The sequence below is a fragment of the Rhodoflexus sp. genome (assembly GCF_053489755.1).
Genome location: NZ_JBRCHD010000065.1, coordinates 1 through 25,419 on the forward strand (window position 1 = coordinate 1; position 25,419 = coordinate 25,419).

24 protein-coding genes are annotated in these 25,419 nt (G+C 47.8%); 9 read left to right on the forward strand and 15 right to left on the reverse strand.

Annotated features, from left to right (window positions below; translation table 11 throughout):
- Positions 1 to 155: 155 nt before the first annotated feature.
- Positions 156 to 764, reverse strand: coding sequence for a hypothetical protein (locus tag ACWIP2_RS14420; protein WP_448520639.1), 609 nt, complete (start codon positions 762 to 764; stop codon positions 156 to 158).
- 410 nt (positions 765 to 1,174) lie between these two features.
- Between ACWIP2_RS14420 and ACWIP2_RS14425 the strand changes: the two genes are divergently transcribed.
- Together ACWIP2_RS14425 and ACWIP2_RS14430 are read left to right on the forward strand one after the other, a co-directional pair.
- Positions 1,175 to 3,604 carry a heavy metal translocating P-type ATPase gene (locus ACWIP2_RS14425; protein ID WP_448520640.1) on the forward strand — a complete coding sequence of 810 codons (2,430 nt, stop codon included), beginning with the start codon at positions 1,175 to 1,177 and terminating at the stop codon, positions 3,602 to 3,604.
- A 4-nt stretch (positions 3,605 to 3,608) separates the two neighbouring features.
- Positions 3,609 to 5,558 (forward strand): tetratricopeptide repeat-containing sensor histidine kinase, encoded by a 1,950-nt coding sequence (locus tag ACWIP2_RS14430; protein ID WP_448520641.1) that lies wholly within the window; start codon positions 3,609 to 3,611, stop codon positions 5,556 to 5,558.
- A gap of 18 nt (positions 5,559 to 5,576) precedes the next feature.
- Here ACWIP2_RS14430 and ACWIP2_RS14435 read toward each other — a convergent pair whose 3' ends face one another.
- The 8 genes from ACWIP2_RS14435 to cmk form a co-directional block, all read right to left on the reverse strand.
- Positions 5,577 to 5,912 (reverse strand): DMT family protein, encoded by a 336-nt coding sequence (locus tag ACWIP2_RS14435; protein ID WP_448520642.1) that lies wholly within the window; start codon positions 5,910 to 5,912, stop codon positions 5,577 to 5,579.
- A 24-nt stretch (positions 5,913 to 5,936) separates the two neighbouring features.
- Positions 5,937 to 6,560: a polysaccharide deacetylase family protein gene (locus ACWIP2_RS14440; RefSeq protein WP_448520643.1), complete on the reverse strand. Its 624-nt coding sequence runs from the start codon at positions 6,558 to 6,560 to the stop codon at positions 5,937 to 5,939.
- Positions 6,560 to 8,374, reverse strand: coding sequence for a translational GTPase TypA (typA, locus tag ACWIP2_RS14445; RefSeq protein WP_448520644.1), 1,815 nt, complete (start codon positions 8,372 to 8,374; stop codon positions 6,560 to 6,562). The genes ACWIP2_RS14440 and typA overlap by 1 nt, the downstream gene beginning before the upstream one ends.
- 137 nt (positions 8,375 to 8,511) lie before the next feature.
- Complete coding sequence (locus tag ACWIP2_RS14450; RefSeq protein ID WP_448520645.1) at positions 8,512 to 10,602, reverse strand: BatA domain-containing protein; 2,091 nt, start codon at positions 10,600 to 10,602, stop codon at positions 8,512 to 8,514.
- A gap of 46 nt (positions 10,603 to 10,648) precedes the next feature.
- Positions 10,649 to 11,815, reverse strand: a complete 1,167-nt coding sequence (locus ACWIP2_RS14455) for a sensor histidine kinase (RefSeq protein WP_448520646.1) — start codon at positions 11,813 to 11,815, stop codon at positions 10,649 to 10,651.
- A gap of 2 nt (positions 11,816 to 11,817) precedes the next feature.
- Positions 11,818 to 12,126, reverse strand: a complete 309-nt coding sequence (locus tag ACWIP2_RS14460; protein ID WP_448520647.1) for a nucleotidyltransferase domain-containing protein — start codon at positions 12,124 to 12,126, stop codon at positions 11,818 to 11,820.
- Positions 12,123 to 12,527 carry a nucleotidyltransferase substrate binding protein gene (locus ACWIP2_RS14465; protein ID WP_448520648.1) on the reverse strand — a complete coding sequence of 135 codons (405 nt, stop codon included), beginning with the start codon at positions 12,525 to 12,527 and terminating at the stop codon, positions 12,123 to 12,125. The genes ACWIP2_RS14460 and ACWIP2_RS14465 overlap by 4 nt, the downstream gene beginning before the upstream one ends.
- Before the next feature lie 15 nt (positions 12,528 to 12,542).
- Positions 12,543 to 13,247 carry a (d)CMP kinase gene (cmk, locus tag ACWIP2_RS14470; protein WP_448520649.1) on the reverse strand — a complete coding sequence of 235 codons (705 nt, stop codon included), beginning with the start codon at positions 13,245 to 13,247 and terminating at the stop codon, positions 12,543 to 12,545.
- Between the two features lie 115 nt (positions 13,248 to 13,362).
- Here cmk and ACWIP2_RS14475 point away from each other — a divergent pair, with 115 nt between their 5' ends.
- Positions 13,363 to 14,223 carry a hypothetical protein gene (locus ACWIP2_RS14475; RefSeq protein ID WP_448520650.1) on the forward strand — a complete coding sequence of 287 codons (861 nt, stop codon included), beginning with the start codon at positions 13,363 to 13,365 and terminating at the stop codon, positions 14,221 to 14,223.
- The gene (locus ACWIP2_RS14480; protein ID WP_448520651.1) at positions 14,223 to 16,343 is read left to right on the forward strand and encodes a ComEA family DNA-binding protein; all 2,121 of its coding nucleotides are present in this window, start codon (positions 14,223 to 14,225) and stop codon (positions 16,341 to 16,343) included. The genes ACWIP2_RS14475 and ACWIP2_RS14480 overlap by 1 nt, the downstream gene beginning before the upstream one ends.
- A 73-nt stretch (positions 16,344 to 16,416) precedes the next feature.
- Here the strand turns inward: ACWIP2_RS14480 and ACWIP2_RS14485 are convergent, their stop codons facing one another.
- Positions 16,417 to 16,785 carry an EboA domain-containing protein gene (locus ACWIP2_RS14485; protein ID WP_448520652.1) on the reverse strand — a complete coding sequence of 123 codons (369 nt, stop codon included), beginning with the start codon at positions 16,783 to 16,785 and terminating at the stop codon, positions 16,417 to 16,419.
- Between the two features lie 363 nt (positions 16,786 to 17,148).
- On the opposite strand from ACWIP2_RS14485, the gene ACWIP2_RS14490 reads away from it, so the two are divergent.
- Both ACWIP2_RS14490 and ACWIP2_RS14495 read left to right on the forward strand, forming a co-directional pair.
- Positions 17,149 to 18,075 (forward strand): glycosyltransferase family 2 protein, encoded by a 927-nt coding sequence (locus tag ACWIP2_RS14490; RefSeq protein WP_448520653.1) that lies wholly within the window; start codon positions 17,149 to 17,151, stop codon positions 18,073 to 18,075.
- Between the two features lie 63 nt (positions 18,076 to 18,138).
- Entirely contained in the window at positions 18,139 to 19,023 is an 885-nt protein-coding gene (locus ACWIP2_RS14495) for a transporter substrate-binding domain-containing protein (protein WP_448520654.1), read from the forward strand.
- A 21-nt stretch (positions 19,024 to 19,044) separates the two neighbouring features.
- Here ACWIP2_RS14495 and ACWIP2_RS14500 read toward each other — a convergent pair whose 3' ends face one another.
- Positions 19,045 to 19,761 (reverse strand): phosphatase, encoded by a 717-nt coding sequence (locus ACWIP2_RS14500; protein ID WP_448520655.1) that lies wholly within the window; start codon positions 19,759 to 19,761, stop codon positions 19,045 to 19,047.
- Between the two features lie 93 nt (positions 19,762 to 19,854).
- Complete coding sequence (locus tag ACWIP2_RS14505) at positions 19,855 to 20,868, reverse strand: transaldolase family protein (RefSeq protein WP_448520656.1); 1,014 nt, start codon at positions 20,866 to 20,868, stop codon at positions 19,855 to 19,857.
- Between the two features lie 50 nt (positions 20,869 to 20,918).
- Here ACWIP2_RS14505 and ACWIP2_RS14510 point away from each other — a divergent pair, with 50 nt between their 5' ends.
- Positions 20,919 to 21,059 (forward strand): hypothetical protein, encoded by a 141-nt coding sequence (locus ACWIP2_RS14510; protein ID WP_448520657.1) that lies wholly within the window; start codon positions 20,919 to 20,921, stop codon positions 21,057 to 21,059.
- Between the two features lie 129 nt (positions 21,060 to 21,188).
- Here the strand turns inward: ACWIP2_RS14510 and ACWIP2_RS14515 are convergent, their stop codons facing one another.
- Together ACWIP2_RS14515 and rfbB are read right to left on the reverse strand one after the other, a co-directional pair.
- Positions 21,189 to 21,383, reverse strand: coding sequence for a hypothetical protein (locus tag ACWIP2_RS14515; protein WP_448520658.1), 195 nt, complete (start codon positions 21,381 to 21,383; stop codon positions 21,189 to 21,191).
- A gap of 5 nt (positions 21,384 to 21,388) precedes the next feature.
- The gene (gene rfbB / locus ACWIP2_RS14520; protein WP_448520659.1) at positions 21,389 to 22,402 is read right to left on the reverse strand and encodes a dTDP-glucose 4,6-dehydratase; all 1,014 of its coding nucleotides are present in this window, start codon (positions 22,400 to 22,402) and stop codon (positions 21,389 to 21,391) included.
- Positions 22,403 to 22,496: 94 nt separating this feature from the next.
- Between rfbB and ACWIP2_RS14525 the strand changes: the two genes are divergently transcribed.
- Together ACWIP2_RS14525 and ACWIP2_RS14530 are read left to right on the forward strand one after the other, a co-directional pair.
- Positions 22,497 to 23,690, forward strand: coding sequence for a hypothetical protein (locus tag ACWIP2_RS14525; protein ID WP_448520660.1), 1,194 nt, complete (start codon positions 22,497 to 22,499; stop codon positions 23,688 to 23,690).
- Positions 23,687 to 24,475 (forward strand): sulfite exporter TauE/SafE family protein, encoded by a 789-nt coding sequence (locus ACWIP2_RS14530; RefSeq protein WP_448520661.1) that lies wholly within the window; start codon positions 23,687 to 23,689, stop codon positions 24,473 to 24,475. Before ACWIP2_RS14525 ends, ACWIP2_RS14530 begins: the two co-directional genes overlap by 4 nt.
- 7 nt (positions 24,476 to 24,482) lie before the next feature.
- Here the strand turns inward: ACWIP2_RS14530 and rfbA are convergent, their stop codons facing one another.
- Positions 24,483 to 25,346 carry a glucose-1-phosphate thymidylyltransferase RfbA gene (gene rfbA, locus ACWIP2_RS14535; protein WP_448520662.1) on the reverse strand — a complete coding sequence of 288 codons (864 nt, stop codon included), beginning with the start codon at positions 25,344 to 25,346 and terminating at the stop codon, positions 24,483 to 24,485.
- Positions 25,347 to 25,419: the final 73 nt, after the last annotated feature.

Below are 25,419 nucleotides of genomic sequence, written 5' to 3' on the forward strand. Positions count from 1 at the left end.
AGGTATAAGCAAAAATGACTTCTTTGAAAAGTGCAAATCCGAAGTTAGTCGTTTTTCGCTAATCTTTCAATAGCGGTCAGACCCACAGGGTCAGACTGAAAACTGCCCCAGTCTGATCCTGTGAGTCTGACTGGAATCGTAGTGGATTAGCAACGCTAATTTTCAGCAAGCATATCGGCAACTGCACGTGTGGTTGCCAATGGATTTTGTTTGATCGTCTTTATAAATCGGTGATAATATCCCGAAGGCAAAGATATTTTAGATAGTGCATTTACAACACGTATGATGACATGATAGTCGGTAGTGTGCTGTAACTCTTCTGTCAGTTGCACACAGTATTCATTTTTCCTGCAACCGATGTTTAGCAAATTAACTAATAACTGGCAGCGGATGAGTGGATTTTGCGCATTTTTCAGGTATTTCAGGTAGCGTTTTTCCCAAGCAGCTACTTCACCCGGTGCGATTGGATAAGCAAGAAAATAATCCAGAATAGTTAATTTCAGGTAAGTGGCAGCTCGTCGTTGCTCGTATAAGCGCCATAATATCGGCGGAATGTCTGCGGCAAAAAAACCAATATCTTCTGCCAGTTCAATCAGCGCAATCAGATACCAGTTGTCTTTATGCGCTTGTTGCAGGTTCTGCCGAATGTAGTGATGGTAAAAATAGCTGTATTGTTCAGGGAAATCATATGTTTCCATAAAATCCCTGCGCCGCTTCAAGGACGGATTTTCTAATTGTGCTTTTATGAAATTAAGATCATTCATCACTTGCCTCGCTTTTTCTGATTACGCAGTCCACGCGCTTTTTGTTCCTTTCGCAGTTTATCCCTTAATACCGGATCGGTTGTTGTATCGTAAGCCGTCAGCACTTCCTGATTTGTCTAGTGAATAAATTCATCTGATTTGATGCGGTTTCGGCTTTTGGAAAAAAGTAAAAAGGCTGCCAACAAACAAGCAATTACAATTGCCGACCGTGTAGCTACTGGTAGAATCTTGCGTTGATAAGCAGACTTAGCAGTTATCATCATAATCAAATATAGCAATTTTTTTTCTGATACAGTCAAGCAACGATGACCTAAATCATTGTTTGAGGCCGCGCTTTGTTAGAATTTGCGCCCTGTAAACCGAATAAACAAACTTCTTTTCAAAACGAATCAGCGCACAAAATCATTCTGATGGAACCTCTTTCACTTGAACCCAAAAAAGCGACGGCTACAGCCGAAAAGGAATCCTGCTACCACTGCGGCGAAACCTGTGAAGCCGCGCCGATTCGGATAGATGAACATCCTTTCTGCTGTCAGGGCTGCGCAACGGTGTACGAACTGCTGCGCGACAACCAAATGTGTCAGTACTACGACATTGCCCATGCGCCCGGCGCCAACGGCAAACAGCGCCATAAAAACACCTATCAGTTTCTGGACGATGAGAAGGTAGCCGCGCAACTGTTAGACTTTGCCGAAGGCGCAACCGCCAAAGTTCGATTTTTTGTGCCTGCCATTCACTGCGCTTCCTGTATCTGGCTGTTAGAAAATCTGCAACGATTAGATGCGGGTGTGCTGCAATCGCGAGTGAACTTTATGAAGCGCGAGCTTGCTGTAACCTTCAACCGCGAGCAAACCACGCTGCGGCAGCTTGCCGAACTGCTGGCTTCCCTGAACTATCCGCCGCTCATCACACTGGACGATGCCGACAAACAGCAAAAGCCCGCCACCGACCGCGCCTTGATTTACAAGGCGGGCGTTGCATTTTTCTGCTTTGGCAACATGATGTTGCTTAGTCTGCCTGAATACCTCACCTTTGGCGACTACGTGGAGCATAACTTCCGCCAATTCTTTGGCTACTTGAATATTCTGCTGGCGCTGCCTGTGTTGCTTTACTGTTCACAAGATTACTTCATTTCTTCTTGGCATGCTTTCCGTCAGCGGCAGATGAACATAGACGTGCCGATTACCTTAGGCATCGTTTGTCTGTTTGGCGTAAGCGCTTGGGAAATTCTGACCGAAACGGGCGCAGGCTATATGGATTCGCTCGGCGGGCTGTTGTTTTTCCTGCTCACGGGGCGGCTTTTTCAGCAAAAAACCTATCAGGCGCTGTCCTTTGAGCGCGATTACAAATCCTATTTTCCTATTTCCATTACCCTGAAAAAAGACAGCGAGGAGCGTTTCGTGCAAGTAAACGAACTCAAAAAAGGCGACCGAATTATTGTGCGCCATCAAGAGTTGATTCCCGCCGATGCAATTTTGCGCAGCGGTGAAGGACTGATTGATTACAGTTTTGTAACGGGCGAAGCCGAACCCATTGCCAAAAAAGAAAACGAACTGATTTATGCGGGCGGCAGGCAAGTAGGCGGCATGATTGAACTGGAAGTTGTCAAGGACTTTTCACAAAGCTATCTGACGCAACTCTGGAACAACGAAATTTTTTCCAAAAACCGCCATACGCGCATCCAGCAAGTAACCGACCGATTTAGCAAAACTTTTACGACTAATGTATTGGCTGTAGCTGTAGCTGCGGCGTTGTACTGGCTGCCACAGGATACTACCACTGCGCTGCGCGCCTTCACTTCCGTGCTGATTATCGCTTGCCCGTGTGCCATTGCGCTGGCTGCCCCCTATGCGCTGGGAACGGCGCTGCGCTATTTTGGCAGGCACAGGTTTTACCTGAAAAACACGCAAGTTATAGAGCGTTTAGCCGCCGCCGATACGCTCGTATTTGACAAAACAGGTACGCTGACCGATACGCACAAGGCAGAAGTTACTTGGGAGGGTTCGCCGCTTTCGGCAGCGGAACAGGCGCAAATTGCGGCGCTGGCGGCGCAGTCCACACACCCTTTGAGCAAAGCTATCGCTCGATTTTTGGACGGTGCGCAAAGCGTTTCCTTGCAAGCCGTGCGCGAATATCCGGGCAAAGGCATTGAGGGATACGCAGGGAATACTTTCATAAAAATCGGCTCTGCCGACTTTATAGGGGTTGCCGCTGATAATCGTTCAGGCGTTTATGTTTCTTTGAACCACACTTTGCGCGGCAAATTCACCGTGCAAAACAGTTTCCGCGAAGATTTAAGCGGCATGTTGGCGGAACTTGCGCCTAACTACAAAATTGCTGTTCTTTCCGGCGATGGAGAAGGGGAACGCCCGCGCTTGGAAAAACTCTTTGCGCAAGTGCAAACAAAAACGCAACCCACCGTTCCTATGCTGTTCCGGCAAAGTCCGCACGATAAATTGGCTTTTCTGAAATCTTTGCAAGATACAGGCAACCATCCCGTAATGCTTGGCGACGGGCTGAACGATGCCGGAGCGCTGCGGCAAGCTGACGTAGGCATTGCCCTTGCAGAGGATGTACTGGCATTTTCCCCCGCTTCCGACGGCATTCTGGATGCGCGTTCTTTCCATCAATTACCGCGTTTCATGCGCTTTTCCAAACAGGCGGTTTGGGTGGTAAAGGCTTGTTTCGCGCTGTCTTTGTGCTACAACGCGGTAGGGTTGAGTTTTGCCGTGCGCGGCGACCTTTCGCCCGTTATTGCCGCCATCCTGATGCCGCTGAGTTCTATTTCGGTAGTAGCTTTTGCCACGCTGATGGTGCGCTATAAGGCAAAGCAGCTGTAAGGGTTTGAAATTTTTATTCCCTAACTTAGTGCCGATGACTCGTTGGGCAATGTATATCTTTCTGTTTTTCTGTCTGCAAGCTATTACAGCACAGGCACAAAAACGCTATGCCGACAGTCTGGAAAAAGTCTTGCTGCAATCTTCGCCTACTTATACAATAGCAGATACCAATCGGGTCAACCTGCTGAACGACCTTGCTTTTGCGCTGCGGAACGTAGAAGTTACACAGGCGGCTTCCTATGCCCGTCAGGCGCGGGAGTTGGCAGAACAAATCGGCTACGCCAAAGGGCAGGCGCGTGCCATCGGCTATCAGGGCATGGCAGCCTACCGGCAGGGGCGCTACAACTTTGCCATCATGTACCATCTGCAATCGCTCAAAATTGCCGACAGCATCAAGGCAAGCCAGTTGATTGCCTTCCGCTATAACGACCTTGCCAATGTCTATTTAGACAAAGGCGATTTGGAGAAGGCGCTACTCTACAACACACAATCGCTGAATATCAAAAAGCAAATTTGTGACAAAGAGGGAATTGCTACCAGCTACCGAAACATGGGCATAATTCATCTGAGGCAAAAAAGTTACGATAGTTCAGTATTCTACCTGACGCAGGCAGAGAAATTAGCTCATGAAATAGGAAATAAACGGATTCTGGGCTATGTGTATCTGTACCTGGGCGAACTATATACGCAGAAAGGCGATATTCCGGCAAGCATTCAAATCCTGAATAGAGCGACACAGCTACACCGCGAAATCACCAACTTGTACGGACTTGCAGAAACACTCAATAGCCTTGGAGAAGCATATCTAGCGGGCAATATGTTCAATGATGCACTTGTTATCTTTGAGCAAGCGCTTGCTATCGCACAAAATACAGGTATACGTCTTGAGGTGCAGCAAGCATATGAAGGTTTGGCAGCTACTTACGAAAAACAGCGAAACTTTGCCGAAGCCTTGCGCTACCACAAGGAATACACTACTATTAAAGACTCCATTTTTACCGAAAAAAACGAAGAGACCATTGCCTTTCTGGATGCACAGTTTCAGAATGAAATCAAGCAAGCACAAATCAATATACTGACCAAAGAAAAAGCAATGGCAGATCAAGATGTGATCAGAGAAAAGCAATACAACTATGCGCTCGGCACAACAGTTGTAGCAGTGTTCATCTTTGCCGTCCTGATGACGCGCAGCATGTTGGAAAAACGCAGGCTCAGTCGGGATTTATTACAGAAAACGATAGAGACAGAGGAGCAATCGCAGGAGCTGAAAAAGCTCAACGCATTCAAAAACAGGCTATTCTTTATGATTGCCCACGATTTGCGCAGCCCGATGGCGGCGCTCAAAGGCGCGATAGACGTTCTTAATCCCCAAATGTTGAACAGTAGCGAATTGGAGATGATCCAAAGAGAGTTGCAAAGACAGTTCAGCGCTACCGATACTACACTACAAAATTTGCTCGCATGGACGCGCAGCCAAATGGAAGGCGAAACTTTACATATCATCCCGATTGATTTACACGATGCCGTTAACGAAATGTTTGGCTTTCTGGGCGCATTGGCCGCTACCAAACACATCAACCTGCACAACGGCATTGCTGCGGATTGCAGAGTCTTGTCAGACAGCAATCACCTGTCTGCTATTTTGCGCAACCTGATTGCCAATGCCATCAAATTCACACCGCTCGGTGGCGACATTCGCGTGGAAGCTAAAACCGTAGATGAGAAAGTAGAAGTAGCTGTCCGCGATACGGGTGTGGGCATGAGCGCCGAGCGCTTGCAAAGGCTTTTTTCCGGCGATCGGATTACCTCACGCGGAACAGCAGGCGAAAAAGGCAGCGGACTGGGACTGGAGATGGTCAAAAATCTGGTGCAAAAAAACGGCGGCACAATCCGTGCAGAGAGTCAAGAGGGCGAGGGAAGTGTGTTCTTTTTCACGCTGCCTATTGCTGCGTAGCATAGAACTCAACTCCTCTTACTTGGCAAAAATCAGGTAAGCTCCCGCACCAATCAGAGTAAAACCTACCAGATACTGCCACTGGAAGGGCTGCTTGAGGTAGAACACCGAAAATAACATGAAGATCGTCAGGCTGATCACTTCCTGAATGGTTTTCAACTCTACCGGATTGTAGATCGTGCTGCCCCAACGATTGGCAGGCACTTGTACCATATACTCAAAAAATGCAATGCCCCACGAAATCAGGATTACATAGAACAGTGGCTTGTCTTTGAAATCTTTCAAATGACCATACCAAGCATAGGTCATAAAGCAGTTCGAAATCAACAGCAATACAATGACAGTCAGTCGCATAAATATGTAAGCATTTAGAATGGCTCAGGTTAGCGCTTCAAATACATAGCCCGCATCAGCAAAGTGCGATAGGTAGCGTGGCAGCGCATAGCGGATGTTGGTATCTGCCTTTTGGTTATCGTGAAAAACGATAATGGAACCGTTTTGAGTAGCCGCGATAGAGTTTTTCAGGCAATCTTCGGGGCGTATGCTCGGGCTATAGTCGCAGGTAAGCACATCCCACATAACCAACTCGTAGTCGTGGCGCAGCGCTGCAGCCTGACGCGAAGTAATGCGTCCATAGGGTGGACGAAATAAACGGCAAACAGCCCCGTGCTTTTCCATCTCGGAACGGCACAGGGCTGCGTTAGCCGTGTAGCGATTGAATGCATTTGTCCAACCGCTCAAATGATTATATGTATGATTACCAACGGCATGTGCTTCGGCAAGCGTTCGGCGAAAGATCTGCGGGTTGCGCATGATATTTTCGCCTACACAGAAAAAAGTTGCCTTTGCATTATGATCCTGCAGTACGTCTAATATCCACTCGGTGAGTGCAATAGGCCCATCGTCAAAGGTGAGGTACAACACCTTGCGCTCGGTTGACTTGCGCCAAGTGAATCCATCAAAAAGGCGATGAAGCCATTCAGGCGTACTGTGGATGTGCATTAAGCCGTTTCTAATTCGCGTTTTTCCTGACGCTTGCGCTCGTTTTCGTCCAACAGAATTTTTCTCATGCGGATACTGAGCGGCGTTACTTCTACGTACTCATCCTTCTGGATGTATTCCATTGCCTCTTCCAGCGAGAACTGACGCTTAGGTGCGATGCGCACGTTATCATCAGAACCTGAGGCACGCATATTAGTCAGTTTCTTGCCTTTCTGAATATTGACAATCAGGTCGCTTGGGCGATTGTGTTCGCCGATTACCTGACCTGCATACACGTCCTCTCCCGGATCTACAAAGAATATGCCTCTGTCTTGCAATTTATCAATCGAATAGGCTGTACCCGGGCCGTTTTCCATAGAAATCAGCGAGCCGTTGATGCGCTCAGGGATCGCGCCACGGAAAGGCTCATATCCTTTGAAGCGGTGTGAAATGATCGCCTCGCCCTGAGTGGCAGTCAGCATGTTGCTGCGCAGACCGATCAGCCCACGCGCCGGAATGTTGAATTCCAGATGCTGCAAGTCGCCTTTGGGTTCCATAACGAGCAGTTCGCCTTTGCGCTGGGTTACCAGTTCGATTACTTTACCTGCAAACTCTTGGGGAACATCTACAACAAGTGTTTCTATAGGCTCGTAGCGCTGCCCGTCAATTTCTTTGAAAACAACCTGTGGCTGACCTACCTGTAATTCGTAGCCTTCGCGGCGCATCGTTTCAATTAGTACCGACAAGTGCAGAATACCGCGACCATATACTAAGAAGCGGTCTTCCGAGTCAGTTGGTTTTACGCGCAGCGCCAAGTTTTTTTCTGTTTCTTTCATCAACCGATCGCGCAGGTGGCGCGAGGTTACAAACTTGCCTTCTTTGCCGAAGAAAGGCGAGTTATTGATGCTGAATACCATGCTGATCGTCGGCTCGTCAATAGCAATACGTGGCATCGGATCGGGGTTTTCCGCATCTGTGATTGTGTCGCCAATCTCGAAATCTTCCAAACCTACTACTCCGCAAATATCTCCGGCGCGGACTTCGCTCACCTTTTCTCTGCCCAAACCTTCGAAGACGAAAAGTTCTTTAACACGTACCTTTTGAATCGTGCCATCGCGTTTGCACAGTGCCATAGTCGTATTCTCTTGCAGCAATCCGCGGAACACGCGACCGATCGCAATACGACCTACATAGGCAGAATAGTCTAACGAAGTAACCTGCATTTGTGGAATACCTTCCGGCGCAGGTGGCGGAGGAATTACCTCCAGAATGGTATCTAAAAGGGGCAGGATGCTGTCGTTCTGCACTTTCCAGTCGTAGCTCATCCAACCTTGCTTAGATGAGCCGTATAATGTTCTGAAATCTAACTGCTCTTCTGTTGCACCAAGGTTGAACATCAGGTCAAATACTGACTCGTGTACTTCGTCGGGGCGGCAGTTTTCCTTATCTACCTTATTAATTACTACGATCGGCTTCAAACCCAAGCCAATTGCCTTGCTCAATACAAAGCGCGTTTGGGGCATTGGGCCTTCAAATGCATCTACCAACAACAGTACGCCGTCTGCCATTTTCAGCACGCGCTCCACTTCTCCGCCAAAGTCGGCGTGGCCGGGGGTATCTATAATATTGATTTTCACGCCTTTGTAGCGTACCGATACGTTTTTGGCAACAATGGTAATGCCGCGCTCGCGCTCCAAATCATTATTGTCCAAGATAAGTTCGCCTGTTTGCTGATTTTCACGAAAGACCTGACAGGTGTGAATAATTTTGTCCACCAGCGTTGTTTTGCCGTGGTCAACGTGGGCAATAATGGCGATGTTGCGGATGTTTTGCATAAAGAAACTAAGTGATAGGGGCTTCACCCTTGATTGAGGCGCAAAGGTACGCTAAAACAGTTGAAGCGCAAATTCCTGATAATGATTAAGTTTCCGTTAAGAGTTGTCTGCTTGTATTGCTCTTCTAATATCGAGACCTACCCTTTCCAAAAACGCAGCAGCAGCACTTCGGCCAGCAGGAAGGCAAGCGCTGCCATAATGAAGTAGCGCCAAAGCGGTTTATTAAGGTTCAGCGCATTAAAAGTGCCTGCAAATTCGCTTGCACTTACTTGGTCTAACACCTGTACATTTTTCCGCCCTGCAAATATGCGCTTCAGCTCCTCTGCCTTGTAAACCTTGAACTGCGACTCGGATTTGTCATAATTCAATGCGATTGTAGCCACTACGTTGCCATTTTTGCGCTGCACCAAGTTGTAGTTGCCTGCCGTCAATTCAGTTTTCGGCAACTCAATAATCAGTTGGTTGTCGGCAAAACGCTGCACAGGGATCAGCTCGCGATCGGTGGCAGAACTATCTGTCGGTACAAGTTTGAGCACATCGTTGCGCGAGAAACTTTGCCCCTCTGCCAGCGGCAATGCGATCAATGGCTCTGCAAAAGAGTAGGCCAGCCGCTCGCTACCGCGCTTACCTGCCAATGCAATTTTGTACATGATGGGAACGAAGAGCGCGTTTTGCGGCAGGTTGGTAAAGTTGATATCTAAGGGTGCTGCAAAGAGAAAAACCGTGCTGTTCAATAGCTCAAATGCGGTAAAGTAAGCCTGCCCATTGCGCAGCCCCAGCAGTTCTCTGCCCGCCCCGCTCCATGCCAGATTGGCTTTGGCTTCGGGCATTGCTATGCGGGCAGCTTCGCCTTGTTCAGTCATTTTTTCAAAGACTCCCTTGAAAAACGGCTCCTGCAAATTGGGCGGATTCATTGGCAGCCGGAGCGTAGCCGAAGAAAGTGCATCGGGAATAAACGTGATGCGCAAGCTCAGCAAATCGGAATAGGCTTGTGCATCAAAAACCTGACCCGGAAATACGGCAAGCGCACCGCCGCGTATCAGAAAGTTGCGCAGTGCGACTTGCAAGCCCGGATCAATATTCTTCAATCCTTGCAAGATCACGACGTTAGCTGCATTGATACGGGCATGGTCTAAGCTACCTGCATTAACCGATTCGATTTTAAAAAAAGGCTCGTTGCCGTACACGTTAGGGATATATGGCGGACTGTTTCCTTCTACGAGGTGCAAAATATTGATTTCAGGGGCTACATTGAGCGTAAAGAAATAGCTATTATCGAAAGCAACGGGCATATCGTCCACCACCACTTTGCAAGGTTTTTGCCCCGCAGAGGTTACGGCAAAATTAAGCGCCAACTCAGAGGTTTCACCTGGTTGCAGGCTGACCGTTCCGCCTGAAACCTGCTTACCTTGGATGAAGAGCCTCACCAATCGCTCGTTAGCCGCCTCTGTACCAAAATGCCGCATGCGAATCCGCAGCGTATTGCTCTCATTGACGCGCACAAAAGGATTTTCCAACCAAACCGAGTCTATATATACATTGGATACATCATTGGCTTCCTGCGGGAGGAGATAAAAACGATTCACACTGTCTAAGTCGGCAGCTAATTTTTCCAAATCACTGCCGGGCATCTGCTGGAAGTCCGTAAGCCAAAAGATATGGTGGCTGCCGCTGCCCGCTGCGTTGTCCAGAATACTTTTTTGCCGCTCGTACACGCTTTCCAAAGTGCGTCCTATGTTGCTGTAATCGGTCTTAGCGATCCAATCATTGGCTTTGGCAGGTTCAAAAAGGAAATTAAGGTCATTCTCAAAGCCATTGTTGAGTACCGAAAAACGCGCATTCTGCGGAAACCCTCTGACGATTTGCAAGGCCAGATCTACCGAGCGATCGAGCAGTTTTTTGCCGTCGCGCTCGTTTTGCATACTGAAAGAGTTGTCAATGTAAATAGCCGCCTGATTGCCTGCTACAGGCAGATTATCTGCCTGATGATAGGGGATAAAAGGCTGCGCAAAGGCTACAACCAGCGCGATGATAAACAAGCAGCGCATCAGCAGCACGAGCAGGTGCTTGAGGCGATTGCGGGAAGTAGCCACCGACTTTACCTCGCGCAGGAAAGCAACATTAGTAAAGTAAATAACTTTGGGTCGCTGAAAGTTGAAAAGGTGTATAATGATCGGCACGGCAACCAGCGCCAGCGCCCAGAGAAACGACGGATACAGGAAACTCATGGCTGCAAAGTACGACAAAACAACAAAAAAGCCGCGTTTTCAAGGTTTAGAAACGGGGCAGCAGGATGCGGAAGGTCGTTCCTTCGCCCGGCGACGAGGACAGCACGAAAATACTGCCTTTGTGGTAGTCTTCCACAATCCGCTTTACAAGGGTGAGTCCCAAACCCCAACCGCGTTTTTTGGTCGTAAATCCGGGCTTGAAAATCTGTTTCCAAAGTGCTTTAGGAATGCCTTTGCCCGTATCAGAAATATCAATCTGTACTTGTCCGCCGTCGCGGGTATAGCCAACTGTAAGCATTATCTTCCCTGCCCCGCCCATAGCATCTACGGCGTTCTTACAAATATTTTCGATTACCCACTCAAACAGTCCGCGATTGAGCGGCGCACCGGGCGCTACATCTTCCATGTTCTGGATGCTGATCTGTACTTTGGAAGAAATCCGCTTTTGCAGGTAGTCTATGTTTTCTTTGACCAACTGCTCCACATTTTCAAATTTGAGCACAGGCGGCGAACCAATGCTCGAAAACCGCGCGGTGATCATCTCCAATCTGACAATATCTTTCTCAATCTCGCTAATGATCTCGGCATCTAATGTTTCATCGGCTTTGAAATACTCCATCCATGCTACGAGCGAAGAAATAGGCGTGCCCAACTGATGTGCAGTTTCTTTAGCAAGCCCTACCCATACCTTATTTTGCTCTGCCTTGCGGGAAGCATTGAACAACACGTAGAAAATCAGAAAAAACAAGCCGACAACGATAAACTCTATGTAAGGGTAATACTTGAGTTGTGTTACCAGATCCGAGTTTTTGTAATAAATCAGATTTTTGAGACCCGGCGCAGGTTCTACCACAATAGGCGGGTGTGCCACCTTCATTTCGGCAAGCTCTGCGGCTAAGTAAGCTAGCGAATCCTCGCCGCTGGGAATACTGATATTGCGATGCCCCAGTACGTTGTTATCTTCATCGGTTAGTATGACGGGGTAGGTATAGTTTGCATCAATCACTTCTATGAGCGTGTTAATATTTTCCCCCGGCTCAACAGTTGCTATGTATTCCTGAACCTTAGCGAAAATAGAGGTTTGCTGCTCTTCTTGTGCCAGAATGCGTTTTACCAGAGAATTAGTGTACCAGATAGATCCCGCGCCTATCAGCCCTGCCATTATCAGCATGACAAGGTTAGAGGTTGTGCGGCGTTCTTGCAGGTTAATCAAGGCTAAACTTCTTTTTTGTAAAATACTTTTCCCACGCGGTTGATATGCTCCAGCAAACTACCGGATTCTAAGCTATGAAAAACTGAAATATCGAAAAGGTAGGGGGTATTCAAATCGTCAATATCCAGCCATACATTGGATCGGGTGCGATCAGTTACGTTTGCTCCTTTCAGCGTGATGTCTATATCGCTCCCCTCTCTGTGGGTTCCTTTGGCGCGCGAGCCGTAGATGATCACCTCTTCTATTTCGGGATACCTCACAAAGACCGAATGTATTTTGTCTACAGTGGCTTGATCCAATCCAAACTTCATAAGTAAGTTTTCATTTTTTCGCGAAACTCTGTGAACAAAGGAACATACAACGAGACGATTTTGGTAAATTCAACTGCTAAAATATCGGAATGGTAGGTGTGTACAGTGTAGTTTCTGCTTTCTATCATATCCATCCACGTTTGCCCCTGAGTAATCAAACCTTTGTTAAATGCCTCCCTTACCGCGCCTCTTGAGCCTACTATTCCGGTGATACCCTCATATTCCAGGAAATCTTTCATCACTTTCCAGGAAAGCTCATGCGTAAACTCGAAGCATTGTATAACCGCCTCTTTTACTATGTCAATCGGATTTAAGTTATAGTAGGCGATAGCTTCTTGCAGACGATTAAAGGCGTTTTCGTAGTTTTGAAACCGTTGTTTCCAGCGCGTATCCTGTTCCATGATCGTACAGAGGGCTTAAATCACTTCGTCGGGTGCATACATCATTTTTCTGTATGCTTTACGCAAAACAATCTCTACCTGTTCGTCGAATGTTATAAAAGTTGTGTCCAATTCGATCGCATCCTCGGCTTTGCGCAGCGGACTCTCGGCGCGGGTGGTATCTATCTGGTCGCGCTTGATGAGGTTTTCGATCACCTCGTCTAAGCTGACAAGTTGCTGTTTGGCAAGCAACTCCTCTTGTCGGCGACGGGCCCGCTCGTGCAGATCTGCAGTAATAAACAGTTTCAACTCTGCCTGTGGGAATACGACCGTGCCTATGTCGCGTCCATCCATCACGATGCCCTTCTTTTTGCCCATCTTTCGCTGCTGGGCAACAAGGAAATGACGCACCTGCGCAATTTTACTGACTTCGCTCACATTTTCAGATACAGACATGCTGCGAATCTCTTCTTCTACATTTAGTCCGTTGAGGTAGGTTTCGCTGATACCGTCAGTTCTTCCGGGCGGAATGCGGAACTCTATTTCTATGTTGCTAAGTGCGCGGTTGATTTCCCGTTCATTGTCTAAACTTACATAGTGCTGCATGAGATACAACGTAACAGCGCGGTACATAGCACCGCTGTCTATATAGTTGTAACCCAGCGCCGCGGCCACTGCCTTGGCAGTCGAACTTTTTCCACAGGCAGAATATCCGTCTATGGCAATAATAATTTTGTTCATCCGCATAAATACAAAGAACTTTAAACGCAAGTCAAGCAAAACAAGTTACAATTTTAGACCTCGCCAAGCAAAATATGGCAAAATAAACTTTATTTTTCGCTATAAAAAGGCAGGCATGAAACACTCTTTACCTCTTGGGCTAATCGCAGCCACGTTTCTTCTTGGGCTGTTTAGTAGAGATCTGCAAGCACAATGGCGCGCCAACGGCATTGGTGCGCGCGCCGCAGGTATGGCTAATGCAGCCGTTACACTACAGGACGAATGGTCTGCTTTCAACAACATCGGCGGACTTGCTTGGCATACGCAGGCTGCGCTGCTTTCTGCTTACGACAACCGATTTCAGGCTGCGGGTTTTCATACTGTTGCTACGGGCATCGCCGCTCCCGTTTATGGAGGCGCATGGGCTTCGGCTACTTTTTCGCGCTTTGGCGACAACTTGTTCAACGAAACCATCGGTTCGCTGGGCATCAGCCACAAAATTGCCAATTACAGCCTCGGCGCTCGCGCCAACTATGTGCAAATTAACATAGAAGGACTGGGAATGCGCAGCCTGCTCGCCTTCGAGTTTGGCGGACTGGGGCAACTGACGCGCCAACTGTGGATAGGCGCACATATTTTTAACTTTACACAAGCCCGATTAGCCGATTTTCAGGACGAACGGCTGCCAACCATTATGAAGGCAGGGCTTTCCTACCGACCCAACGAGCACCTAATGATTAATGCGGAAGGGGAAAAAGATGCAGAAATGCCTGCACGGGTGAAAGTGGGGGTAGAGTATCGCATCATCGAAAAAATGGCGATACGAACAGGAATTGCCACACAACCCAATATTGGTTCGTTTGGCTTTAGCCTGTACCTGCGGCAGTTGGAGGCGGGATATGCCGTTGCTACACATCCGCAACTGATGCCCTCGCACCACGTAGCGCTACGCTACCATCTTACCAAACCCAAACTCGCCAAAAAAGCATCCGAATAATGAAAAAAAACCTACTCGCTGCGCTGCTTTTTATCCTGAGTCTGACTGCATGGGCGCAGCAAAAACGCTTTCAGTCTGAGGTTGATTTAGACCAGTTTATCCAGTTGCTGTTTGCCGTACAAGACGAAGACATTAACTACGAAGATGCTTACGAATCGCTCTATCTGCTCTACACCAGCCCGCTTAACCTGAACCGCGCCAACTACGAAAAACTCGCCGACCTCTACGTTCTCTCACAATTTCAAATCAATAAGTTCCTCGAATACCGCAAGCAAAACGGCGACCTGCTCAGTATCTATGAACTGCAAGCTATCGAAGGTTTCGATCTGGAGACCATCTATAAAATTCTGCCCTTTGTAACCGTAGAAGAAACAACTTTCGCAGCCGATACGCGCTCGCTATGGGAGCGGATTCTAAGTGAGGAAAATCGTTATTTTATCTACCGCCACTCGCGGATTCTGGAAGAACAGCGCGGGTTTCGCCCTTTAGCTCCCGGCGATACGCTGCGCTCAGGTTTGCCGCAAACGCGCTACCTCGGCTCGCCCGATAAAATTTATATGCGCTTTCGCGTCAGCCATCTGCGCGACTTCAGCATCGGTTTTACTGCCGAAAAAGACGCAGGCGAACAACTGGCGTGGAATCCTGCCCGCCGTCAATTTGGAATGGATTTCTGGTCAGCTCATGCAGCAATATACAATCGCGAGCGGTTCAAGGCGCTCATACTCGGCGACTACCTCATTCAGGCGGGACAAGGGATGCTGCTTGCCGCAGGTTTTACTATCGGTAAGGGAGCAGAAACAGTTGCTACCATTCGCCGCAGCAATACCGGCATTCGCCCCTACACCAGCGTGCTGGAAAGTGGGTTCTTTCGCGGCGCTGCTGCTACTATCGGTTTTGGGAAGGTAGATGTAACGCCGTTTATCTCTTTTGCCCGCCGTTCAGCAAACGTCAATTTTACTGCTGCCGATACACTCAGCGATATTGATATTATCAGCGATGCCTTTGTCAATAGCATTGTGCCTACGGGTTTCCACCGCACAGAACGCGAACTGAACAACAAAAATGCGATCAGCGAGGTAACAAGCGGCGTTACAGCGACCTATCGCTCGTCGAACGGCAACTTAGAAGCAGGCGCAACGGTGATGATGACCAACTTTAGCGTCCCAATCCGTCCGATAGACAGAATTTATAATCGCTTTGAGTTCAGCGGCAGGCAAAATCATAACGTCGGCGGCTTTTTCAGCTACAACTACCGAAACTTCAATTTCTTTGGCGAGGCTGCCCGATCAGCAAGCGGAGGCGTAGGTGCATTGGCAGGTTTTGTGAGCAGCCTTTCGGCAAAAGTAGATATGTCAATGCTCTACCGCCGCTACGACCGCAATTTCCATTCGCTCTATGGGCAGTCGTTCAGCGAAGGCACGCGCCCGATCAACGAGAGCGGCATTTATTGGGGCATCAAAATTAGGCCTACGTTGCGCTGGACAATCGCCGCCTACTACGATATTTTCCGCTTTCCATGGTTGCGCTTCGTAGTAGATGCGCCTTCTACGGGCAATGAATGGCTCGCCCGCGTAACCTATCAGCCCAACCGAAAGGTAGTACTTTATGCTCAGTTCAGGCAGGAAGTTAAAGGGCGGAATTTGCGCGATAACACAACGATCATGGATGTTGTTGTGCCATCTACGCGGCGCAACTTCCAGCTCAATGCAGATTTTAAGGCTGAAAAAATCGTAACGACGCGCAGCCGCATACAGTGGAGCAGTTTCCAGCAACAGGGAGGCGCAATGACACAAGGCGTTGCCATTGTGCAAGACCTTGTTCTAGACTTTCAATTGGTGAAAATCAGCAGCCGCTTTGCCTTGTTCGATACTGACGACTTTGAAAACCGCCAGTTTATTTTTGAAAAAGACGTACTCTACTCTTTTAGTATTCCGGCTTACAATGGGCGCGGCTTTCGCAATTACTATATGGCACAGTTCAATATTGGGCGGAAAACCGATCTTTGGCTGCGCTATGCGTTTACAGAACTGCGCAATCAAAACACTTTCGGTTCGGGGTTAGACAGAATAGACGGCAATCGGAGAAGTGAATTTAAGGTACAACTACGTCGCGTACTTTAACATATAAAAATCGAGATTAGCGCAAGTCCTCCCAGTCCAAACCCTGCGCCAATTGCTGTTGCAGGTCGGGGTGTTAGTCGAGCAGGCTTTTGGCAGCGGCATTCCCGCTGTTGCGGCAGACTAATGCTGCAGCAAGTCGTTGAACAGGTTCTTCACTGTCTATAAGTTTGCGCAAGTCGGCAAGAATGTCATCGTTAACAAAATCGCTCACACATAGCCACAAATTGGGAACAACATGCCTCCCTGCTGCCCCGCACTCGTGCGCAAAGTCAGAAAGCATCCGCGCCAGATTGGCATTAGCGCGCTCCCGCAAGCCAATAATTTTTTGCACAGGCTGATTGGTAAAGATTGCTTTTAGCACCATCTGATTCCATTCATTTTCGTCCAGATATTCCGCAGCGTATGGATTTTCCAGTGCAAGAGGCTGTCCAAAAAGTAACACGGACTTTAGTCTGTCATTTATTAGTTGCTTGATAATCAAATAGTTAAAGACTGAAGTCTGTGCTACACTCGCGCTTTTTAGACAGCCTCATGTTAGTGCGTTGCCTTCGACAGCGCGGTGTATGTGCGCTTGAGGAAAAGGCAACAGCGGCAGCAAAAGCTAAGTAAAAATTCTGTGCCATAAAACTGTCCGTTAATTCCTGCTTTTTACTGCATATCCAACGGGCAGCGGTTTCTTCTACCACACACAGAAGTAGTCGCAACAAAAAATCAGCGTAGGCAACAGTATTCGATAGCATCATTAGGCAAAGGTTCAGCTAAAAGTTAGTGTATTTTTGCGCGATTTCTGATTTTTAAGCAAACTATGGCGCGCTGTTCGGTTGTTATCCGCTGTCACAACGAAGAAAAACATATCGGTAAGCTATTGGACTGCATTATGCAGCAAACCTTCACCGACGTTGAGATAGTAGTGGTAGATTCCGGCTCGACCGACCGCACAATTGCCATTGTAGAGCAATATCCTGCTAAGTTAGTGCATATCCCGTCGGCAGCGTTCACCTTCGGGCGGGCACTCAACCGCGGGATTGCAGCCGCATCTGCCCCCTATGTGCTTATTGCAAGCGCCCACGTCTATCCTACGGGCAACGACTGGATAGAAAAAATGCTAGCACCTTTTGCCGCGGACAGCCGTGTAGCACTAACCTTTGGCAGGCAAGTCGGCAACGAACTTACCAAGTATTCCGAACACCAGATTTTTCACAAGTGGTTTCCCCCCGAGCCGCACTGGTACTTGCAGGATCATCCGTTTTGTAACAATGCCAATGCGTGCATCCGCCGCGACGTTTGGGAGCAGCTACCCTACGACGAACAACTCACAGGATTAGAAGATTTGGATTGGGCCAAAAAGGCATTGCAAAAAGGTTATCTGCTGGCATACGTTCCTGAAGCGCCTATCGTGCATATCCACGAGGAAACCCCTCAGCGCATCCTAAACCGCTACCGCCGCGAGGCGATCGCCTATAAGCGCATTTTTCCTGAAGCACGCTTTTCTTTGCGCGATTTTTTGTATTTGTTTTCTACCAACGTTATCAGCGACTGGTATCATGCCCTACAAGAAGGCGTTTTCTGGAACAATTGGCGCGAAATCTTTATCTTTCGCCTGATGCAATTCTGGGGTACTTATCAAGGCTACAAGCAGCGGGGCGAGATAAGCGAGATGCTCAAAAAGCGCTTTTACTATCCGAATAAGCTACAAAATAATTTTTCGCGCAAAAAAAATAAGTTGCTTTAGCGTTTAGCTTATTAGCTGTGTAAAAAAATATTATTTTTGATTCCACACTTAATTTCTAAACCTATGGTATCCATATCTACTACAATAAAATGCTTGCTATTGCTGGCATTTATTACCTTTTCGATGTTTGCGAGCGCTCAGAATGTCAAAGCCACCAGTTGGGCAGAAGCCCAAAAAACTAAGGAAGCTACTATAGTAGTAAACTATATTCAAACTCCTATGTTTGCCTACAGTTCTTCCCAGAAAGACAAGCCCAAAGGCATTTGTGTTGATCTGATGGAGAATTTTGCCAAATACTTAGAGATGCAAAAAGGCATCAAGGTAAAAATCGTTTATCGCCCTTACGAAGATTTTGCAAAATTCTACGATGTTACCAAAGCATCCGGTAATGGATTTTTCGGTATTGGAAACATCACGATCACAGAAGCACGTAAGAAAGAAATTCGCTTTTCGCCTCCATTTATTAGCAACACTACCGTACTGCTAACCCATAGCTCAGTACCTACTTTGCGCAAAATAGAACTGTTGGGTAAAGATTTCGCAGGCATGATTGCTTATACTGTTAAAGGTACTACCAATGCACAGCGCATCGAATCGCTCAAAAAGCAATATATGCCGGAAATGCAAATCAAATACTTATCCTCGAGTATCGAGGCTATCCAGTCCGTTGCGCAAGACCCAAAAGGTTTTACCAACTTGGATTTTGTTTATTACAATGACGCGATCCGCGATAAATTGCCTGTCAAGCGCCACCCTGTCGGAGACTTCACTGCTGAAGAATTTGGCATCATTATGCCGATGGTTTCCGACTGGCAGCCGGCTATTCAGGATTTCTTTGCAATAGAAGGCAGAAACTATCGCAACAGCCCCGAGTATCGCGCCTCGCTGAATACACATCTTGGAGAAAGCGCAGTTCGCCTGCTGGAGAGTATCCAGCAACGCCGATAGTGCTGCAAATTGTTGCTTTGATCAGATAAGCTCTTGCACCTTAACGACCTGCTCGCTCTGACAGGTAATAAAAACAGGTGCAAGAGTTTTTTTGAGTGCTAAAAATTGTTGGTAATCAGCAGAATAGGCAATTCGCTCTGCAAGTACCTGTTCGTAAATATTGCCTAAGCCTAAGATCAGTTCGCAGATTTCGCGCACAGCATGTTCACCGCCCGTACTGCCTGTGATATAATCGGCGAATTTTTGTTTTTTTACGTATTCGGTCAGCATTGGGCTTGCATTGCGGCGCACCATAAGCCGTAGCCCGCATTGCGCTGCCAGTGCCAAATCCAACACATCATCAAAGGCAAAAGCTGTTTGTTCGGACCGAATGCTGTATTGTTCCTGCAGCCATGCAAGGGCTTGAGTTTTATCGGCAAAGCCAAAGCACACGCCGTCAAAGTGTTCGCGCTGCGCTAACTGAAAGGCGGAAGGATTATTTTCACCTGTAATAATGAATACCTTGGGCATCTGTCCGCTAAGCAGCCAGAGACCAAAGCGCAGATAGTTTGTGCCTGCCGCATCGGGTTCGGAAAAAGGGCTGCCGGTTTGTTTACCTTTCGTTCCGCTGTTAAAAACGCCGTCCCAATCAAAAAAAACAGCCTGTAAGCGGCTGATTCGGTTTTGCAAAACGGCAGGATCTGTCAGAAACTCGCCACCAATGGCTTGAAAAAGGGCGGGAACTGTGGAGGATTGCATAGGTTGGGATAGGAAACAAACATGAGCCATCCCGAATTTTTGGAACGCTGTGTTCTATCGGAATTTTTGGGATGACTCATATTAAACTACTTCTCAGCTCAGTTTTACGATGTCCTGAACATCTATCATGCCGACAGCCTTCGTTCCGTTGACAACAACAATAGTATCCACCTGACTTTTCTTGAAGATTTCAGAAGCCTCGAACAGCAGGGCATCTGCCTGAATCGTAATGGGCTGCTTGAAAGTGAGTTCACCCATTTTCTTTTGCAGAATACCTTCGCCGTGCTCCAAGTGGCGGCGCAAATCGCCGTCGGTGAATACGCCCTTTACAGTGCCGTCAGCTTCAACCACTGTTACTGCCCCAAAACCTGCTTTGGTCATCACTACAATAGCATCTATTACCGAATGATGCGTCTGCACTATAGGATTTTCGCTGCTCATCACCTCTTTTACGCGCATGGTCATCAACTTGGTATGTTCGATGAACTGCTGCGTACCAACAGTAGTGAAGTTGTTTTCGGTGAGCGACTTCATCACTTTCCATGGCACCGTGCAGGTGTGTACGCCAATATTGATGGCATTGCGCACGTGCTCAGCATGGCGAACAGAAGAGAACATGATTTTTGAGTCGTAGCCGTAATAGTTCACAGCTTCTACGCACTGTTCAACCAGTGCAAGCGCGTCGTGTCCCTGATCTTGCAAGCGACCCACCAGCGGACAGACATAAGTTGCGCCCGCTGCCATTGCCATGTATGCCTGTTGCAGCGTGTAAACCAAGTGAATATTCACCATGATACCCTCGTTGCTCAGGCGCTTGCAAGCCGTTACGCCTTCGAGCGATACAGGGATTTTGAAAACGGTTTTCTTAGGATCTAAGCCAATGCTGATGAGGCGCTTGGCTTCTGTATAAATAGCATCTGCTGTTTCTCCGAGCGCTTCTACCTGCAAAACAGGCACCATTTGCGATAGTTTGAGGATTGTGCCGTCTATGTCGGTAATACCTTCGCGGTGCATGAAGGTAGGCGTAGTGGTCAAACCTGCTACGAAACCAAGTTTCATTGCTTGTTCGATCTCTTTGATATCAACCGAGTCTAAATAAAGTTCCATTCCGGTAAGCTAAATAATTGATTGTCATGTAAAAATGAGGCTGCAAAGTTATGCGTAAAAATGTGGCTGCCAAATGGTTGGCTACTTTTATTCCCCGCAGGATGCTTCAAATGATGGCTGCAAACTCTTTTTCCGATGCCTTGCTCATGCTGCCGTTAGGCATGATGCGGCAGGTTTTTTCTTTGAGGTAGTACAGATTTTATCAGCGCTGCGGATCGGAAAGATTTTTCTGGAAACACAGTCGGCGCGCGCTGGCAGTTCGACAATAGTACCTACAAACAAGTTTCAGCACAATCAATCAGGTGCTGCGCTTAGCAAATCTACTTCTTTAATTGGTATTTTCGCCGTACCTGATTGATCTGGTAGAGCTTCTGTGCGACAAAACTTTTGGGATGTACCTGCGAAAAGAGTTGCAGCCATTCTTCGAAAAGCTGCGGCTCGGCGATTGCCAGCGCCGCAGCATCTATATTTTTACCTGCCAGAAACTGTATGAATTCTTCCCGAAGAATTTCCATAGCTACTAAGTTGTGTATTTGTTCAGATACCAGACAACTGTTTTTTCAATGCCTGTATCAAAGTTTTCATCGGCACGCCAGCCGAGTTCATTTTCAATTTTAGAGGCATCAATTGCATAGCGGCGGTCATGTCCGGCGCGGTCTTTTACGAATGAAATGAACTGCTTGTACGAACCCGATGCCAACGGATTCATTTTATCTAAAATTTCACAGATGGTATGGACTACCTGCAAATTAGTACGCTCGTTTCTGCCGCCGATGTTGTAGGTTTCGCCTGCCGTACCTGTGTGGTAGGCAAGGGCAATGCCTTTGCAATGGTCTAAGACGTACAGCCAGTCGCGGACGTTCTGCCCATCGCCATAGATAGGGATAGGCTGTCTGTTCAGTGCCTTGCGAATGATGACGGGGATGAGTTTTTCGTCGTGCTGCTTGGGACCATAGTTATTGGAACAGTTGGTTGTTACGCAGTTCATGCCGTAGGTGTGGAAGTAGCTGCGCACAATCATATCGCTGCCGGCTTTGGAGGCGCTGTAAGGGCTGTTAGGGGCGTAGGGCGTAGTTTCGGTGAACAGCCCTGTTGCGCCCAGCGTGCCATAGACCTCATCGGTAGAAACATGGTGAAAGCGGCAGTTCTGATAAGCGGCTTTATATTCAAACGGCGCATCCATCCAGTAGCGGCGGGCAACGTCTATGAGCGTGAACGTACCATTAACATTGGTGCGGATAAAGGCTTCCGGCCCTGCAATGGAATTATCCACATGGCTTTCGGCAGCAAAGTGAATCACGCCGCGTATGTCGTACTCGCGGAAGATAAACTCTACCAACTCGCGGTTGCAAATATCCCCTTTAATGAACTTATAACGCGGATGCCCGTCTATCTCTTGTAGGTTGTCAAGATTGCCCGCATAGGTAAGCAGATCTAAATTGACGACAAAACAGTCGGGATTGCTTTCCAGAAAATAAGGCAGAAAATTAGCTCCGATAAAGCCTGCCCCACCTGTTACCAAAATATGTTGCATAGGTTTGTCCAATAAATCGTACAAATATAGATGCTATGACTTTTTTTGTGCAAAGCTTTGTAAATTGGACTTTCTTACATCATCCGATTTTTTTATGAGTTCCCAAACGCCTGATGAGATTCTCGAAGAGCAAACACCGCTCAACACAGAAAGGACAGTAGAGAAGCCTGTCGAAAATGAGGATCAACTGCCGACAGAGCCTCCTGTCAGGGATATACACGCACAGATCAAGTGGGCTGCCGAAGAAGCAAATATTTTACTGGAGTACACCATCCACAAGGGTATTGATATTTCGGACGAGACAATGGCAGCCATTATTTCTGCTAAGTACATACAAGAGTGGGATGCCGAAAAGGAATCCGCATTTTGGAAAGCCTATCGGGAAATATCTATCGCCGTTCGTCCGGCAACGGTCAGTAGTATCAAGGCGGGTAAGCGCTTCTACGGAAAGCGAGCCTCCTTCCTGCTAAAAATGCTCACAGGCAACTGGCAAGACCAAAACATAGCTGATTCGCGCCTAGCGGTATTGCGCTATCGGGCTGTTGCCATTGTGATATTGCTTATGATTATTGTTGCACAGATTTACTCTTTTACGGGCAGCGAACTTACCAGAGAAAATAAAAATCTACAGGCAAACTTTGACTCATTGCTCTTCAAAAGTTGGCAATTACAGGCAAATGTTACCGAACAATCTGCCGACAGCAGCAAGTACTGGCAACTGTACTACGACTTGGGTAAGTCGCAAACAATATTAGAGTCCAACTTTAACTACATGATCGGTTGGCATCGCTGGTGGACACGCACTATTACACTGGGTCTTTATACACCCAACATAGAAAGAGATACCGTCGCAATCGTAGATGTTGGCTGGGCACCGCAAGATGATAGCTTTAACCGCTACCGACCGCTGGCACGGATGGCTTACTCGGTTGGCTTTCCCTTGCAGGTAGTGAATATGTATCTACTACCGCTCCTCTATGGTATGATGGGCGCTTGTGCCTACGTACTGCGCGAAATTTCTGAAGAGGTACAAAACATGACTTATTCTAACGACGACGCGGTAAACTACAACCTGCGGATTCAATTGGGCGCACTGTCAGGGTTGATCGTCGGATGGTTTCTGACCCCCGTTGGTGGAATAAACGGAGGAGAGATCTTCAGCGTGTACAACTTAGGACCCTTTGCGCTATCTTTCCTCTCGGGATACAGCATCGAACTCGTATTCTCTGCAATGGACAGGTTCATTGCTGCATTTTCCAACAAAACTGCCAACAACGTTAACACTTGATTGATTTGAATTTTGCTGATACAGGACTGTACCTGCTGCTGTTGGTGGCAGGCTGTTTTGCAGGTTTTGTTAATACATTGACGGGCAGCGGCTCAGTCGTAACGATTGCTGCGCTGATTTTTGCAGGGCTACCTGCCAATATTGCCAATGGAACCAACCGACTGGGCGTAATGGTACAAACTTCGGTAGGCATGTTTGCCTTTGCCCGGCATGGCAAGGCACACGTACAGGGTTCTGCATGGTTTGTTGTTCCTGCGGTGCTGGGTGGTATCGTTGGGGCATGGCTGGCCACGCAAACTTCGGGCGAAGTATTTGAGCGCTGGCTCGGCATCATCATGGTGCTGATGCTATTCATTATCCTCTACAAACCCAAAAAATGGCAACGCGAACAAAGCGAAGCCGCCGGCCAGCGAAATTTACTAAACCTAATTGTATTTTTTGCCATTGGCTTTTACGGCGGATTTATTCAGGCGGGGATTGGTATTTTCCTAATGATCGCTTTGGTGCTAGTGGCGCGGTTCAATACGCAGGAATCAACTATTCTCAAACTAAGCGTTGTTTTTTTCATCAATATTCCCTCGTTCCTGATCTTTATTTATTACGGGCAAGTGGACTGGATCTATGGCGGTATCATGGCAATCGGGCAAAGTATTGGCGCATTCGTAGCAGCGCGTTTTGCTTTGAAAAGCCAGTACGCTGCCATTTGGACGTATCGCCTGCTGGTAGCCGTAGTTATTGCTTCTATCTGGCAGCTTTTCGATCTGGGACAATATATCTGGGGCTAAATAAAGCCTAATTCTGTACCAATTTGACCAAATACTGCCCGTAGCCACTCTTGAGCAACGGTTCTGCTATTTCGAGCAGTTGCTGTTTGCCAATAAAGCCCATTTTGTAAGCAACTTCCTCAATACAGCCTATCTTCAGTCCTTGGCGCTCTTCGATCACTTGTACGAACTGTCCGGCCTGCATGAGCGAATTGAACGTGCCGGTGTCTAACCACGCCGTACCGCGCTGCAATACGCCCACTTTGAGCTTGTTTTGCCGCAGGTATTCCTTATTGACATCTGTGATTTCATACTCCCCTCGCGCAGAGGGGCTAATATTGGCAGCAATATCAAGCACTGTATTATCGTAGAAATACAGCCCCGGAACAGCATAGTTGGACTTGGGCTGTTGAGGTTTCTCCTCGATAGAAAGTACATTCATCTGCCCATCGAACTCCACTACGCCATAGCGCTCTGGATCGGATACGTGGTAGGCAAATACCACTCCACCATCGGGATTGTTGTTCGCTTGCAGCAGTGCAGACATGCCTGCGCCGTAGAAAATATTATCGCCGAGCACAAGCGCTACCTTGTCCTGTCCGACAAACTCGCGTCCGATCACGAAAGCCTGCGCCAAACCATTGGGAACGTGTTGCACGGCATACTCGAAGCGACAGCCAATTCTGCTGCCATCGCCCAGCAAGCGCATAAATGAGGGCTGATCTTCGGGCGTAGTAATAATTAGAATTTCGCGGATGCCTGCCAGCATCAGCGTGGAGAGGGGATAATAGATCATCGGCTTGTCGTACACAGGCACTAACTGCTTGCTGACCGCCATCGTAATCGGATATAGGCGCGTACCGGAGCCTCCGGCTAAGATGATACCTTTCATAGTGTCGGTTTGAGAATAAAAATGGCAGAGGCTTTTGCAAACCCCTGCCAAAATTAGCTATAAATGGCTATAG

Coding starts and splice junctions, on each gene's coding strand:
- ACWIP2_RS14420 (WP_448520639.1), bottom strand. CDS start 764: ATGAATGATCTTAATTTCATAAAAGCACAATTAGAAAATCCGTCCTTG.
- ACWIP2_RS14425 (WP_448520640.1), top strand. CDS start 1,175: ATGGAACCTCTTTCACTTGAACCCAAAAAAGCGACGGCTACAGCCGAA.
- ACWIP2_RS14435 (WP_448520642.1), bottom strand. CDS start 5,912: ATGCGACTGACTGTCATTGTATTGCTGTTGATTTCGAACTGCTTTATG.
- ACWIP2_RS14440 (WP_448520643.1), bottom strand. CDS start 6,560: ATGCACATCCACAGTACGCCTGAATGGCTTCATCGCCTTTTTGATGGA.
- typA (WP_448520644.1), bottom strand. CDS start 8,374: ATGCAAAACATCCGCAACATCGCCATTATTGCCCACGTTGACCACGGC.
- ACWIP2_RS14450 (WP_448520645.1), bottom strand. CDS start 10,602: ATGAGTTTCCTGTATCCGTCGTTTCTCTGGGCGCTGGCGCTGGTTGCC.
- ACWIP2_RS14460 (WP_448520647.1), bottom strand. CDS start 12,126: ATGAAGTTTGGATTGGATCAAGCCACTGTAGACAAAATACATTCGGTC.
- ACWIP2_RS14465 (WP_448520648.1), bottom strand. CDS start 12,527: ATGGAACAGGATACGCGCTGGAAACAACGGTTTCAAAACTACGAAAAC.
- cmk (WP_448520649.1), bottom strand. CDS start 13,247: ATGAACAAAATTATTATTGCCATAGACGGATATTCTGCCTGTGGAAAA.
- ACWIP2_RS14475 (WP_448520650.1), top strand. CDS start 13,363: ATGAAACACTCTTTACCTCTTGGGCTAATCGCAGCCACGTTTCTTCTT.
- ACWIP2_RS14480 (WP_448520651.1), top strand. CDS start 14,223: ATGAAAAAAAACCTACTCGCTGCGCTGCTTTTTATCCTGAGTCTGACT.
- ACWIP2_RS14490 (WP_448520653.1), top strand. CDS start 17,149: ATGGCGCGCTGTTCGGTTGTTATCCGCTGTCACAACGAAGAAAAACAT.
- ACWIP2_RS14495 (WP_448520654.1), top strand. CDS start 18,139: ATGGTATCCATATCTACTACAATAAAATGCTTGCTATTGCTGGCATTT.
- ACWIP2_RS14500 (WP_448520655.1), bottom strand. CDS start 19,761: ATGCAATCCTCCACAGTTCCCGCCCTTTTTCAAGCCATTGGTGGCGAG.
- ACWIP2_RS14505 (WP_448520656.1), bottom strand. CDS start 20,868: ATGGAACTTTATTTAGACTCGGTTGATATCAAAGAGATCGAACAAGCA.
- ACWIP2_RS14510 (WP_448520657.1), top strand. CDS start 20,919: ATGCGTAAAAATGTGGCTGCCAAATGGTTGGCTACTTTTATTCCCCGC.
- ACWIP2_RS14515 (WP_448520658.1), bottom strand. CDS start 21,383: ATGGAAATTCTTCGGGAAGAATTCATACAGTTTCTGGCAGGTAAAAAT.
- rfbB (WP_448520659.1), bottom strand. CDS start 22,402: ATGCAACATATTTTGGTAACAGGTGGGGCAGGCTTTATCGGAGCTAAT.
- ACWIP2_RS14525 (WP_448520660.1), top strand. CDS start 22,497: ATGAGTTCCCAAACGCCTGATGAGATTCTCGAAGAGCAAACACCGCTC.
- rfbA (WP_448520662.1), bottom strand. CDS start 25,346: ATGAAAGGTATCATCTTAGCCGGAGGCTCCGGTACGCGCCTATATCCG.